The sequence below is a fragment of the Chryseobacterium sp. X308 genome (genome assembly GCF_020733145.1).
GTDB lineage: Bacteria > Bacteroidota > Bacteroidia > Flavobacteriales > Weeksellaceae > Chryseobacterium > Chryseobacterium cupriresistens.
Map to the genome: position 1 here is coordinate 94,599 of NZ_JAJFZH010000015.1, position 13,102 is coordinate 107,700.

The 13,102-nt window shown below is 36.7% G+C and carries 12 protein-coding genes; 6 read left to right on the plus strand and 6 right to left on the minus strand.

Annotated features, from left to right (window positions below; all coding sequences use genetic code 11):
* The first annotated feature begins 6 nt into the window (after positions 1–6).
* The 4 genes from LIV57_RS16060 (at position 7) to LIV57_RS16075 (ending at position 2,362) form a co-directional block, all read left to right on the plus strand.
* The gene (locus LIV57_RS16060) at positions 7–771 is read left to right on the plus strand and encodes a 3'-5' exonuclease (RefSeq protein WP_131435691.1); all 765 of its coding nucleotides are present in this window, start codon (positions 7–9) and stop codon (positions 769–771) included.
* Between the two features lie 2 nt (positions 772–773).
* The gene (locus LIV57_RS16065) at positions 774–1,172 is read left to right on the plus strand and encodes a DUF2007 domain-containing protein (protein WP_202841140.1); all 399 of its coding nucleotides are present in this window, start codon (positions 774–776) and stop codon (positions 1,170–1,172) included.
* An 87-nt stretch (positions 1,173–1,259) separates the two neighbouring features.
* Positions 1,260–1,865, plus strand: coding sequence for a fumarylacetoacetate hydrolase family protein (locus LIV57_RS16070; protein ID WP_227943431.1), 606 nt, complete (start codon positions 1,260–1,262; stop codon positions 1,863–1,865).
* Positions 1,866–1,924: 59 nt separating this feature from the next.
* Entirely contained in the window at positions 1,925–2,362 is a 438-nt protein-coding gene (locus LIV57_RS16075; RefSeq protein WP_062673831.1) for a universal stress protein, read from the plus strand.
* A gap of 84 nt (positions 2,363–2,446) precedes the next feature.
* Here the strand turns inward: LIV57_RS16075 and LIV57_RS16080 are convergent, their stop codons facing one another.
* A complete protein-coding gene (locus LIV57_RS16080; RefSeq protein ID WP_002976854.1) occupies positions 2,447–2,680 on the minus strand; it encodes a DUF6341 family protein in 234 nt (77 codons plus the stop codon).
* Positions 2,681–2,722: 42 nt separating this feature from the next.
* Here LIV57_RS16080 and LIV57_RS16085 point away from each other — a divergent pair, with 42 nt between their 5' ends.
* Both LIV57_RS16085 and LIV57_RS16090 read left to right on the plus strand, forming a co-directional pair.
* Complete coding sequence (locus LIV57_RS16085; protein WP_227943432.1) at positions 2,723–3,628, plus strand: DUF6427 family protein; 906 nt, start codon at positions 2,723–2,725, stop codon at positions 3,626–3,628.
* Positions 3,629–3,634: 6 nt separating this feature from the next.
* Entirely contained in the window at positions 3,635–4,219 is a 585-nt protein-coding gene (locus tag LIV57_RS16090) for a DUF3109 family protein (protein WP_110007981.1), read from the plus strand.
* A gap of 78 nt (positions 4,220–4,297) precedes the next feature.
* Here LIV57_RS16090 and LIV57_RS16095 read toward each other — a convergent pair whose 3' ends face one another.
* The 5 genes from LIV57_RS16095 to LIV57_RS16115 form a co-directional block, all read right to left on the minus strand.
* The gene (locus LIV57_RS16095; RefSeq protein ID WP_227943433.1) at positions 4,298–7,141 is read right to left on the minus strand and encodes a M16 family metallopeptidase; all 2,844 of its coding nucleotides are present in this window, start codon (positions 7,139–7,141) and stop codon (positions 4,298–4,300) included.
* Between the two features lie 428 nt (positions 7,142–7,569).
* The gene (locus tag LIV57_RS16100; protein ID WP_110007983.1) at positions 7,570–8,256 is read right to left on the minus strand and encodes a hypothetical protein; all 687 of its coding nucleotides are present in this window, start codon (positions 8,254–8,256) and stop codon (positions 7,570–7,572) included.
* Positions 8,257–8,485: 229 nt separating this feature from the next.
* Positions 8,486–9,820: a trigger factor gene (locus LIV57_RS16105; protein ID WP_227943434.1), complete on the minus strand. Its 1,335-nt coding sequence runs from the start codon at positions 9,818–9,820 to the stop codon at positions 8,486–8,488.
* 138 nt (positions 9,821–9,958) lie between these two features.
* Complete coding sequence (locus LIV57_RS16110) at positions 9,959–10,546, minus strand: hypothetical protein (RefSeq protein ID WP_227943435.1); 588 nt, start codon at positions 10,544–10,546, stop codon at positions 9,959–9,961.
* 18 nt (positions 10,547–10,564) lie between these two features.
* On the minus strand, positions 10,565–12,958 hold the full coding sequence (locus LIV57_RS16115) for a TonB-dependent receptor (RefSeq protein WP_227943436.1): 2,394 nt from the start codon (positions 12,956–12,958) through the stop codon (positions 10,565–10,567).
* Between the last annotated feature and the right edge of the window lie 144 nt (positions 12,959–13,102).

Consider the following 13,102-nt stretch of genomic DNA (forward strand, 5'->3'; position numbering starts at 1 on the left):
ATTAACATGAATTTAAAACTCCATAAACCGCTTTGTATTTTTGACCTGGAAACCACAGGAACCAATATCGGAAAAGACAGAATTGTTGAGATCTGTATCTTAAAAGTAAACCCGGATGCCTCAAGAGAGAGCAAAACATGGCGTGTAAATCCTGAAATGCCGATTCCAAAAGAATGCAGTGAAATCCACGGGATCTATGACGAAGATGTAAAAGATGCTCCTACTTTCAGAGATATTGCCGCTAAAATTATGGAAATGATTTCAGGAAGTGATCTGGGAGGATTCAATTCCAACAGGTTTGATGTTCCGCTTTTGGCTGAAGAGCTTTTAAGAGTAGGAATGGATTTTGATCTGAGTAAGTTCAGACTGGTCGATGCACAGACTATTTTCCATAAAAAAGAGCCCAGAAATTTAGGTGCAGCTTACCAGTTCTACTGTGGAAAAACATTGGAAAATGCCCACTCTGCAGAAGCTGATGTAATGGCAACGTTTGAAGTTCTTGATGCTCAGGTTGGAAAATATGACGATATTCCGAATGAAATAGCACCGTTAAGTGAATTTACATTCCATAATAAGAATGCAGACCTTGCCGGATTTATCGGATATAATGAAAAAATGGAAGAAGTTTTCAACTTTGGAAAATATAAAGGACAAGGCGTGAAAGCGGTATTCCAAAAAGACTTAGGATATTTCGGGTGGCTTCAGAACGCTGATTTCCCGTTGTATACCAAAAAGATTTTTACAAAAATTCAATTATCAAGCAGGTTTTAAAAATGTCTGATCTGGTTCGTTTTAAATTTTATGAAACTGCCCTTGAAGCTAACAGGGATAAGCAGATACTGGCTGAAAACGGTATCAACAGTTTCATTGCTAATGAGCAGCTTATCCAGTCGGATTGGCTTCTGTCTCAGGCGGTAGGCGGCATACAGCTTCAGGTATTTGAAGAAGATATGGAAAAGGCCCGGCAGATCCTGCAGGACTATAAAGACAATGAACAATACTCGCTGGAAGTAGAACATACCATTGAAGATCCCGAGTTTGATTTTGTCTGCCCGAAATGTGGCTCCAATCATATTTACAGGGATGACAGTGCTACCAGTTTCTTTGGAATTTCATTTCTGACGAGCCACAAATTCAAATGTTATTATTGCGGGAATGAGTTTACGCATTAATCTATTCAGGAATCAATAGTCTTAAACGATCTAAAAGATTGCTTCGTCCCTCGCAATGACGGGGTTAAAAAATATAAAAAAAGAGTTATGAAAATAATCTGCATAGGAAGAAACTACAGTGAGCATGCAAAAGAATTAGGAAATGAAATTCCTGAAAATCCTGTTATCTTCATGAAACCGGATACGGCAGTTCTAAAGGGAAATGATTTCTACATCCCTGAATTTTCCAATGATATTCACTACGAGCTTGAAGTGGTATTAAAAATTTCAAAGGGAGGAAAATATATTCAGAAAGAAACAGCGCACAAGCATTATGAAGAAATTGGTCTTGGAATCGATTTTACAGCCAGAGATCTTCAGAGTGAACTGAAATCAAAAGGGCTTCCATGGGAGCTTGCCAAAGGTTTTGACGGCTCTGCTGTGGTAAGCAGTTTCTTCAAAAAAGAGAAGTTCAGTCTTGAAAACCTTCAGTTTTCGTTATTAAAAAATAAAGAAAAAGTACAGGATGGCAATACAAAAGATATGATGTTCAATTTTGATGATATTGTAGCTTTTGCTTCTCAGTATTTTACGTTAAGGGTAGGTGATCTTATTTTCACAGGAACTCCAAAAGGGGTTGGCAAAGTAGAAGAAAATGATATTCTGGAAGCTTATCTTCAGGAGGAAAAAATCCTTGATATCCGAATATTATAAGTATTTAATATCAAAGTCTGACAAATTTTTCCTATCTTTAGGTAACAAAATTAGAGGTTATGATAAATATTGTATTACCCGTAGATTTTGGCGACAAGACAGACCAACTGGTAGACGGTGCCATAAAATTTGCAAAACAGCTTAACGGCAGAATTTACCTGATCCACGTAGCGCCATCAGATATCGGCTTTGCTATTGGTGACATGGGATTTCAATATTTTCCGGAAGTGGAAGCCAACGAAATCAGGGAAGAGCTGGTGCAGCTTAATAAAATTGAGCAAAGAATCATCAGCCATGATATTGATTGTGAACACCTTTTAAAACAGGGACTTGCAAAAGATATTATTCTTGAACATGCAAAAGCCAAAAATGCTGATTATATCGTGATGGGATCACACGGCAGAAGCGGAATTTATGATGTATTCGTGGGAAGCTTAACCAAAGGGATTACGAAAAGTTCAAGCATTCCTGTGCTGGTACTTCCGATTCACGACTAAGAAAAAGAAAATTTTAATCGTTAGTAATAAAAAAACCGATCAAACCCTATTGTTTGATCGGTTTTTTACTATATAACCAATTAATTAACCTTCTTTTTTATAGATATTCGGATCGTAGTAAGGGTGCTTACCTTCCGTTGGAGAATAATAGTCTTTATCTTTATCGCCACCTAGTGTAACCACCAGTACGTAGCACCAATAAGTGAATAGTACACAGCAAACTATAAATAGAATCCAGTTTAAAACATTACCGAAAGCATCAAAGAAACCGAAAGACCATTTGAAAACTTTGCTTAAGAATAGAAAGAAAGACGTCATTATTTTCCTTTTTTAAATTAACTTTGTACAAATTTATAAAAAATGTTTAAATTACTTTCAAAAGAAAGCAATATTTTTTCAATTCCTGTTTATATTGGTTTTCTTCTTTTAGTAGTCATAATATTTAACATACTGAATTTCAATACTTACGAAGCCATAGTTGCCGGAATAACTTTTCTGGGAATTGCTTTGGGATATTTTTGTTTTCACAGTGTTGCCCTTAATTATCAGACCCATCTGCCCTTATTTTTATACACGTTTTTTATTTTCGGGCTGTATCCCGGAAATCTGGATATAGGAATTGCAGTTTCTCTGCTTACCAACTCTTTCCTTATCCTGCTTCTGACGAGTGCAGATGAAGATATCAGGAAAAAATCCTATGTATTGGTAGGATCTATTGTAGCCCTGAACTTTATTTTTCTTCCTACCACCTGGCCAATGGCTGTTTTTGTGATCATTCACGTGATTGCCACCTCTGCCAAAATAGGGTTGAATCTTTTCAGATTCCTTCTGGGAATTGTTCTGATTACATTCAGTTATTTTTCTGTCATGTATTTCGTTCAGTTCACTTCATGGAATATCGATTATTTTCCGTTTGGAAAAATGAAGCCGGTAACAGATTACACGGAACTTCTTCCGCTGATTCCTGTGATTCTGATGCTTATTTATGCAGTGTATGACCATTTTAAAAATTATAACAAGAAAAGTCCGATAAGCAGATATAAATACACTTTCCTGCTGGTCTTTTCAGTAGCACAGCTTGTTACCATCATTCTATATATGAATAAAAGCTATGAGTATTTGCTGCTCCTGGCATTTCCTTCAAGTATTATTCTGAGCAGAATGATGAGATTTTTACCTAAATACTGGATGCGTGAAGCCAGTGTTTGGCTTATTATTATTAGTTTACTGACCTTCAAAGCGGGTACAGTTTTTGATTTATTTTAGAAAATTATGATTCAGATAGACGATAAATTGATTTCTGAGGAAATTTTTTCCGAAGAATTTGTTTGCAACCTTACGAAATGTAAAGGTGCATGTTGTGTGGAAGGAGATGTGGGAGCTCCGTTGGATAAAGACGAGCTTGAAATATTGGACAGTATTTTTGACAAAATAAAACCTTACCTTACTCAGGAAGGTATTAAAGCCCTTGAAGAACAGGGAACATGGACTACTGATCCACACGACGGAATGTATGTTACTCCAATGGTGGAGAACCGCGAGTGTGCCTATGTAACCTTTGATGAAAAAGGAATTACCAAATGTGGTATTGAGAAAGCATATGAAGATGGTGCAGTAGACTGGCAGAAACCTATTTCATGCCATCTTTACCCAATCCGTGTTACGGAATACTCTTCATTTACCGCATTGAATTATCATGAGTGGAATGTATGCAGCGATGCCTGTACGCTTGGAAAAGAACTTCAGGTTCCTGTGTATAAGTTTTTAAAAACTCCACTGACGAGAAAGTATGGTGAAGAATTTTATACTGTTCTGAGCGAAGCTGCTGAAGAATGGAAAAAAGAGTATGGTTCTTAACCGATACGCATTCGAATGAAATAATAAAAACCGCAGATCCCTCTGCGGTTTTTTATTTTTGTTGTCAATAAAAATGAATTAGTTCGTTGTACCTCCTTTTTGGATTTCATTTTTTTTAGCATTCTCCCAACCGTCTTCAGGCATAAGTATGGCTACATTTTTTTCTTTTGTCAGATATTTTCTGGCAACATCCTGAAGGTCTTTTACCGTAAGTGCTTTTACTTTATCCAGGTAATTCAGAATATTATATTGATCACTACCGTCTAATTGATTTTGAGCAATTCCCTGTAACCAGAATCCATTGTCTTTAAGACTTGTTTTATATTCATTGTATTCTCCTTCTTTGTATTTATCGAGATCTTTTTGTTCAGGACCCTTGTCTATCAGTTTTTGTAGTTCGGCCACTGCACTTTTTGTAAGCTGATCTACATTTTCAGGACCACAAGGGAAATTAATGCTAAAATCATAGGCACTGTAAGGAATTTTACTGAAGCTTCCGCTTGCGCCTCCGCCGTAAATACCGCTTTCGTCTTCTCTCAGTTTTTCGAGAACTTTAATCGTAGCGACGTCTCCAAGAGCTGAAAGCGCCATAGCTTCCTTCTCATTATAAGGCGCTTCTCCGCTGTAAGAAATGGTGACAAGGCTCTTCGGTTCTTTTCCTTTTTTATAAACCTTTGTATATCCTCCTTTCACTGGTCTGTAGCCCGTATCTTTAAATGTAGACGATTTTCCTGTAGCAGGAAGGGAAGCAATATACTGCAGGATCTCACTTTTAAGCTGCCCTTCATCTATATTCCCCACAAAATAGAAGTGGAAATTACCTGCATTGGCAAACTTATCTTTGTAAATATCATATGCTTTTTTATAATCTGTATTCGCCCAGTCTTTTTCGGTAGGTTCTAGGCCGGTAAATCTTGGATTCTTCTGATTGATAAATTTGGAATATTCACTGGAGAAATAGTATTCCGGATCAGAATCCACATTCGCCAGCATGGCAGATTTCTTTGTTTTATAGGTGTTGAATGATTCCGGGTTATAATTTAAGTCTGTAAAGCAGGCATAGATCAGTTCCATGGCAGTCTTCAGATCTTTTTTCGAACTTGTTCCTGAAATACCTTCTGTAAGGCCACCGACATAAGAGCTTACACTCACCTGTTTTCCTGCAAGATAGTGAGCAAGATCATTTTTTGAAAGCCCTGCTAATCCGGCTTCCAGTAAAGCATCAAATGCAAATTTTGTTTTATTGTAATCGGCATCCGGAATGACAGACAGTCCTCCCAGGCTTATTGCTGCAAAAACAATTTCATCATCTTTAAAATCTGTTTTCTTGAAAGTAACTTGAGCTCCGTTGTTCAAAGTCCAGGTGGTCGTTCCTAATTTGGCGTCTGCTTCTGTTTTAGTAATTTTCCCTTCGGATTTAAAAGGCTTTACTAAGCTTTCAGTTTTCGTTTTTTCTTCGTAAGGTTTAAGATCAGCTAGTTTCACAGCATCAAATGTCTTCAGAACCATCGCCTCTGTTGGCATGGTTATACCTTCCTTTTTTGGACCTGTAATAATAATGACCCTGCTGTCATCCTTTACCCGCTTTTTGATAATTTCATTGGTCTGTTCCAGCGCTATGGCCGGAAGAACTTCTTTAATATGTTCATATCCCCAGGTAATTCCAGGTATTGGTTCCTGTCTCAGGAAATGGTTCACGTAGCCATCGATAAGTTCACCGCTTTGGTTTTTGTCTTTGTTGTTGTAAGCCCATTCATAAGAGGAAAGCATCCTGGCTTTTGCCCTGTCCAGTTCAGATTGGGTAAATCCGAATCTTTTGGCTCTTTCCACTTCTTCCAAAAGAACTTTCAGCGCATTCAGCTGGTCGCCGTCTTTTGTAGCTGCGGCACCCTGAAATGCTTCTTTGTTTCTTGCGTAAGTTCCTCCATGGTATACTGAACCATAAGTAAAAGGAGGATTCGGAGAATTAACCAGTTCTGCCAGTCTGCTGTTCAGCATTATATTCACAAGGCCTTCAACAATACTTTTATCATATTGCTGCACTGTTACATCCGGCTGGTATACTTCAGAATCTTTGATGATGAACTGCACTCCCGAAGCCGTAGCATCAGGATCTGTCTCAATAGCTACCAGTGCTTCTTTGTGATTCGGAAGATCAAATGATTTTCTTTCTCTGGGTTTTGAAGGGTTTTTATATTGGCTGAAGTTATTCCTGATCTTTTTTTCTATTTCATCCACATTGATATCTCCTACTACCACAATTGCCATCAGATCCGGACGGTACCAATCCTGATGGAACTTCCGGATAAGATCAGGTCTGAAGTTTTCCAGCACTTCTTTTTTACCGATAGGAAGTCTTTCTGCGTACTGAGATTGGTATAAAAGCTTTGGCAGGTATTTATCCATCATTCTCTTATCCGGTCCGAGACCTAATCTTAGCTCTTCCAGTACTACTCCCCTTTCTTTATTGATCTGTTCGTCAGAAAGTGTTGCATTAAATGCCCAGTCTTCCATCACTTTCAATCCGGCATCCAGATTTCCCGGTTTATCCAACGGGACAGGAAGCATGTAGACGGTTTCGTCAAAGCCGGTGTAAGCATTAAGGTGCTGCCCGAATTTCACTCCGATCGATTGTAAAAAGTCTACTAATTTATTGTCAGGAAAATTTTTGGTTCCGTTGAAGTTCATATGCTCCATAAAGTGAGCCAGTCCTCTCTGATTTTCGTCTTCAAGAATAGATCCGGCATTGATTGCCAGACGGAATTCTACTTTTTTTTCCGGTAAAACATTTTTTTTGATATAGTACTTCATTCCATTGGAAAGTGTACCGATTCTTACGGACGGATCCACAGGGATGTTTTGTCCATAGATATTAACAGACATCAGAAAGATGGCTGAAAACGAAGATAACATTCTTTTCATCTACATTATTTTTTGACCTTTCAAAAATATCAATTCTCCCAGTGACCAGGCTTTAGTAGAGGGTTAAATTCAAGTTAAAAAATTTAATTATTATAAAATGAAAACAAATTGTTTCTTTTATATTACTTATATTAATTTTTAATTAAAAACATTCATCGATTATTTAAAATAGACTAATTAAAAATAAGCTCATCTGATTCATTTTTCTTGAAATTACGGTTAATACATCAATATATTCTTCTTTTAAACCAAAAAACCGTTGTAAAACACAAGAGTCTTATTGTTTTGATTAAAAAAAATTCAGTTATTAACCCTGATTTCTGACACGCTGAAATAGTACATTAAGAAAACTTATCAGCATTCGGTTCATATTTTCTACCATAAAAAAACCGGGAATTCCCGGTTTTGATTACTTAAAAAGTATTTTCTTATTTAAAATCAGCATCCGTCACTCCGGAGTTGATGACTACTTTTGTAGTTTTAATGGTCATTTTCTGACCTCCGCCTTCGGCTTCCACTTCAGCAGGGAACTGTATTCCGTCTACGGCCATATAGCTTTTAATGGTTGCTTTACCTTCTCCTGCATCTGTCTTGTACAAAAGTCCTGTTCCCGCATCGAAATAGAATTTTCCTTTGTCTGAAGACAATACATTATAATCTTTTCCGTCAAGTTTTTCTGTGGAAACAGTCTTGAAATTAGAAGCATCAAATGCTAAGGCATCCATTGGCTTTCCTTTTTTCAGGTCGGCAATTTTGTCAGCAGGAATATCTGTTTTAGTTCCCATCTGATCAAAATATCCTTTCTCACCGTCAAAAAGCTGCACCATTTCTTTTCCCATGAAGGATTGTACAGATTTGAATTTATTTCCTAATTTCTTAGTTGTCATTTGGATTTCCATTCCCTGCACAGCAACAGTGTTATCAGTAATGGTAGATTTTACAGCGTCTAGTTTATCTTTTCCACCTAGTGCTTTGAAATAATTATCAACAACCTCTTTAGGTGTAAGTTTTGATTGTACGGCTTCTGTTTTAGCAGATGCAGCCCCTTTCTTCTGAGCTGCTGCAGGCACTGAGAAAAGTACAGCGCAGAAAAATGGAATGATGATCTTTTTCATATTTATAATAAAGTTTAAAGGGTAAATATAGGAATATTGGCGGACATATAAATAAGTAATGAGTAATGAGCAATTAGTAATGATTAATGAATGCTCTATAAGAACTTTGAAAACAAAAACCCGGCCAATTAGTTTACCGGATACATCTGACGTAATTCTTAGAAAAGATTTACAACAAAAAAAACCGCCAAAGAATTGACGGTTTTCAAATATTTATATCTGAGTATAATTACTTCTTAAGTTCTTCTAAAAATTCGTCGTGAGAAATTTTAGTTTCTTTTTTAGTCGCTTTTTCAAGAATTACATCTTTCAGTTTAGCCATCGCTACTTCAGAAGAAATTTGTCTTACCTGCTCCTGGTCTTTCAACATTTCAACAGCATATTTCTGGATTTCTTCATCCCCTAAGTGGTGGATTCCGTAGATAGCCAATTGGTTTTTCACCAACTGTTCTGCCTGAGCCAATACATCAGCATAGTCAAGGCTGATTTCGTTCTCAGTCATCAATTTACCTTCGATGATCTGATATTTCAACTGGTTTTTCTCAGCTTCAAGAATTTCTTTAGCCTGTTCTTCAGACTGGATATTCTGGTTAGAGAATAATAACCACTTCACAAGGAAAGATTCAGGAAGTTTTACTTCTTCTTTCTCAGTTACCTGCTCCAATACTTTATTCACAAAGTGAACATCAGCATTCTGCTGGAAATACTCGTCTAATTCAGTTTTTACTTTATCTTTAAGCTCTTCTTCAGACTTGATGTTTCCTTCTCCGTATACTTTGTCGAACAGATCCTGGTTAAGCTCAGCTAAGTTTAATGAATAGAAATCTTTTACTTTAACTTCTACCTCATTGTGGTGCAGGTGCTCAACTTCTTCTTTGCTGAATCCTAATTCTTTAGCTAATTCTTCGTCACCTGCAAGAGTTTCTTTAGTCACTTTTACAGATTCATCCATTTTCAAACCTTTTACCAACTTGAAAGCTTCTTTGTTTTCAGCTGTAATAGTAAGGTTTTTTGGGTGGTGGTGGTGCTCACCTTCAGCATCTTCTTCCACAACCTGAGAAACTTCTAAAGCAATGTAAGAATCTTTAGTGATTTTATCTTGAGGAACCTGCTCAGCGAAACGCTTCTGCATGTTTTCAATGCTCTTACCGATTTCTTTGTCAGAAGCTTCTACTTTGTAGTGAGGAGCTTCATATTTAGCTAAATCTATAGTGAATTCAGGCTCAAATCCTACTTCGAAAGCAACTTCTAATTGATCAGCATTGTAATCGAATTCGTTTACTGGCTGAGGAACAGGCTGACCAACTAATCTTAGTTTGTTTTCATTAACATAGTTGTTTAAAGCATCAGAAACTTGTCTGTTGATTTCTTCAAATGCAATACCTGCTTCATATTGTTTTTTAACCATACTCAAAGGCACTTTCCCTTTTCTGAATCCAGGAACTTGCGCATTTTTAGCATAATTAATCAACTGCTTCTCTACTTTTTCTTTGTAGTCAGATTTTTCCAATGTTACTGTAAGCAATGCACTTACATCATCATGGTTTTGTGCGGTAACCTTCATTATTGATTAAAATTTTAGGTTGCAAAAATAGGAATTTTTTATGAAAAAAACTCATTTAAAATCAACTTATAAAGCCAAATATTGTTAAATAAAAAACCACCGGAAAATTCCGGTGGTCCAAACAAGATTAAAGGTATATTAATTAACAATATTATAGTTGGCCTCTGCGTCTGTTTCTCCTCCTGTATGAGTTCCGTAAATCACTCCGTTTCCACTTACAGCAGAAGCTTCAGAAACCGTTACCGGCTCATGGAACAAGGTAAGAACCAGCTGACTAGGTGCAGAAGCATTTTTTACAGCAGTATTGACTACCCATTTTGTTTTCAACCCAACACGGTTTCCATCATCTCTTTTGGAAGATTCATCATCTGTACGGGTTAAGGTGATATCAGAATTGGGAAAGTTATACACCAGGAAATGTGCATTTTTTGCTTCCTTAATTTCCTGAGTAGTATCTTCATCACCATTCTTGAAAATAACTTCCACATTATAAGTATGTCCATTGATCAGTTTAACATTAGGGTTCGTGGTACTGTTCACCTGATAATCATAAACTACGGGAACTCCTGTAGCTTCATCCGTTACTCTTAAAAGGACATCTGACAATTCTTCCTGAGGAAGGTCATCTGCTTCATCATCGCTTCTGTTACACGATGTTAAGCTTAAAGAAACAGCTAAGAATAAAAGTCCTAAGATAAGTGTTGTATTTTTAAAAATATTTTTCATGCTTTTGATTTTAAGTAATTAAAATTGATATTTAAGAGTTAAAATGAAGTTTCTTCCCATTTCGTTGGAAAAGAAACGTAGTCTGTTCAGATAATCTCTGTAAGACTTGTTGAATATATTTCGGACTGAAAAATCAATTCCGAAATTTTTAGACAGATTTACCCCTGTCTGAAGGTTCCAAAGGGAATATCCGTTTGGAGGTGTAGAAATATCCACTTCTTCATTGTAAGGATTTCCGTCTGAATCAAATAATCTGATCGGAACGTTATAAACAGGAAATCTTGTCTGTTTCAGATAAGTATTGTTACTCACTGTGAAATAGAAGTTTTTCCATTCTTTTTTACTGAATTCCAAGGAATTGTTAAAATTCGGCGGCATCATTAAAATAAGCGGTACATCATGAGTAGTATCCTGTCCATACACATAGGAACCGCTTCCTTTGTACGTCAGATTATCTGTAATTTTAAGCTGAGCATCGATATCCAATCCATACATTTTTGCATTGATCTGCTGATAACTATACTCTACAAAAGCTCCACCCCATTGTGTATTCAGATAACCTGTAGGAATCTGATTGATGAAATTCTGAGTATAAAAAAAATATGGGTTTACAGAAATATTCAATCCTTTCAGGACATTTACTTTTACGTCTGCCACCAAATTAAACTGATTTCCGGTTTCACTTTTCATTCTCATATCCCCTCTCTCAATGATCGCTGCAGAATGGTGAAGTCCGTCTGCAAAAAGTTCTGCGATATTCGGAGATCTCGAAACCCTGGCATAATTGAATTTCAGGTTAAAATATTCGGATGGATGATAAACAATTCCCCCGTTTACTGAAATATTATTATAACTTAAAGACGGCTTGGTAAGAATTCTGTTTTGGTTGATTCTTACTACAAAATCTGAATAATCTGCTGCATATTTTTTATTCCAGTCACTCAGATCAAACCATTTTGTTACTTCGTAATGATCATAATCGTATCTGCCTCCCAGTTCAAGATCCAGCTCCGGTGTAATTTTATATTTCAATACGGAATAAATTCCTGCATAGTATCTGTCATAGTTCGGAACAAGACGTCTCGCCTCGGTCTGGGTATTGGAATAATTGTTTTGATATCCTGCATTAATTCCTGTTTCAAGATTCCAGTTTGCTCTTTCTATCAGGTGGTTTACATTCAGATCATTGGTGATCAGTTCAAGGTCCAAAGCAGGTTTTTTACTTAATGCTTCTGTACGTCGGATATCATATTCTTTTCTATGATTGTACTGAAAGCTGTAAGTAGCCGTTATTTTCCCAAAATTTTCAAACCTTTTGTAAGCCGAAACTTTAGCAATATGATGTTCAATTTCCTGTCGCGGGTTATCGATATCATAACTAAAATCTCTCTGATAGATTGGTTCCGGAGATGTAAGGGCATTACGAAGATCTGCTGAATTCCCCACGTGAGAACTTCTAAGAATTCCTACGGTACTTTTGGTCAGATAATAATCAAAAGAAAATCCTTTTTCAAATGTCATTTTCTGCACCCCGAAATTAAATCCCGAGCTCTCAAGTCCTGTATTCATCAGGCCGTAATCCGGAGCTTCAAGATCTCCAAGTTTTTTATAACTTCCATTGGTTTTTATAGCCCATCCGTTCTCCCATGTTTTTGCAAGTTTTACATTAAGATCAGCACCTCTTCCGTTTGAAATCCCGGAAAGAGAAACATTTCCCATAATGGTATCTTTCTTAGGCAAAACCTGAGGCTGTAAAACAACGACTCCACCTACGGCACCTGCTCCGTATTTCAAAGCTGATGCCCCTTTGATGACATCAATATGTTCAAAATTGTTGACATCTACGTTAGGAGCGTGCTCTACTCCCCATTCCTGTTCAGCAAGCTTTACCCCATCATTAAGGATGGAAACCCTGCTTCCATAAAGACCGTGGATAATAGGCTTAGCTATGTTATTTCCTGTTTTCAGAACATTGACACCAGAAATATTGGTTAATAAATTTCCTAAGTTCTCAGTAACATTTCGTGAAAGCGTTGATTTATCAAGTGTTTTCACCACCATACTTCCATTATTCTTATGACTTCCATGAATAGTCACAGTTTCGATATCTTTAATATGGTGTTCCAGTGTAATCACTAGCTGAACATCCTTATCAACTCCTATATTTTCAGTATAATCATTGCAATCAGGATGTTGAGCAATGAGTGTATACTTTCCTGCAGGAATTTTGTCAAAAGAAAATTGACCTTTCTTATTGGTTTTAGCTGTAAAGTTCCCGATTTTAATCACTGCATTTTCCAGCCATGTTTTATCATGGAAATCCTGAACGGTTCCCTCTACAGTATAAGTTTTTTGTGCACTTGTAAATACTGATCCACAAAAGACCAGCAGCAGGCAATATATCAATTTCATTGTAAACAGATTGATTGCGCACCCTTTTCAACAGGGTACATTTTCGTTAAAATTTGTGAGAAGGGCTAGTTTTAAATGTACAATGTAAAAGTCTAATGTCTGATGAGAAGTTAGAGGTTAGAAGCTAGAAATTAGTAATTGAAC

What these genes read in the sequence shown, in the direction of transcription:
- LIV57_RS16060 (WP_131435691.1), top strand. Translation starts at nt 7, where the DNA reads ATGAATTTAAAACTCCATAAACCGCTTTGTATTTTTGACCTGGAAACC.
- LIV57_RS16065 (WP_202841140.1), top strand. Translation starts at nt 774, where the DNA reads ATGTCTGATCTGGTTCGTTTTAAATTTTATGAAACTGCCCTTGAAGCT.
- LIV57_RS16070 (WP_227943431.1), top strand. Translation starts at nt 1,260, where the DNA reads ATGAAAATAATCTGCATAGGAAGAAACTACAGTGAGCATGCAAAAGAA.
- LIV57_RS16075 (WP_062673831.1), top strand. Translation starts at nt 1,925, where the DNA reads ATGATAAATATTGTATTACCCGTAGATTTTGGCGACAAGACAGACCAA.
- LIV57_RS16080 (WP_002976854.1), bottom strand. Translation starts at nt 2,680, where the DNA reads ATGACGTCTTTCTTTCTATTCTTAAGCAAAGTTTTCAAATGGTCTTTC.
- LIV57_RS16085 (WP_227943432.1), top strand. Translation starts at nt 2,723, where the DNA reads ATGTTTAAATTACTTTCAAAAGAAAGCAATATTTTTTCAATTCCTGTT.
- LIV57_RS16090 (WP_110007981.1), top strand. Translation starts at nt 3,635, where the DNA reads ATGATTCAGATAGACGATAAATTGATTTCTGAGGAAATTTTTTCCGAA.
- LIV57_RS16095 (WP_227943433.1), bottom strand. Translation starts at nt 7,141, where the DNA reads ATGAAAAGAATGTTATCTTCGTTTTCAGCCATCTTTCTGATGTCTGTT.
- LIV57_RS16100 (WP_110007983.1), bottom strand. Translation starts at nt 8,256, where the DNA reads ATGAAAAAGATCATCATTCCATTTTTCTGCGCTGTACTTTTCTCAGTG.
- LIV57_RS16105 (WP_227943434.1), bottom strand. Translation starts at nt 9,820, where the DNA reads ATGAAGGTTACCGCACAAAACCATGATGATGTAAGTGCATTGCTTACA.
- LIV57_RS16110 (WP_227943435.1), bottom strand. Translation starts at nt 10,546, where the DNA reads ATGAAAAATATTTTTAAAAATACAACACTTATCTTAGGACTTTTATTC.
- LIV57_RS16115 (WP_227943436.1), bottom strand. Translation starts at nt 12,958, where the DNA reads ATGAAATTGATATATTGCCTGCTGCTGGTCTTTTGTGGATCAGTATTT.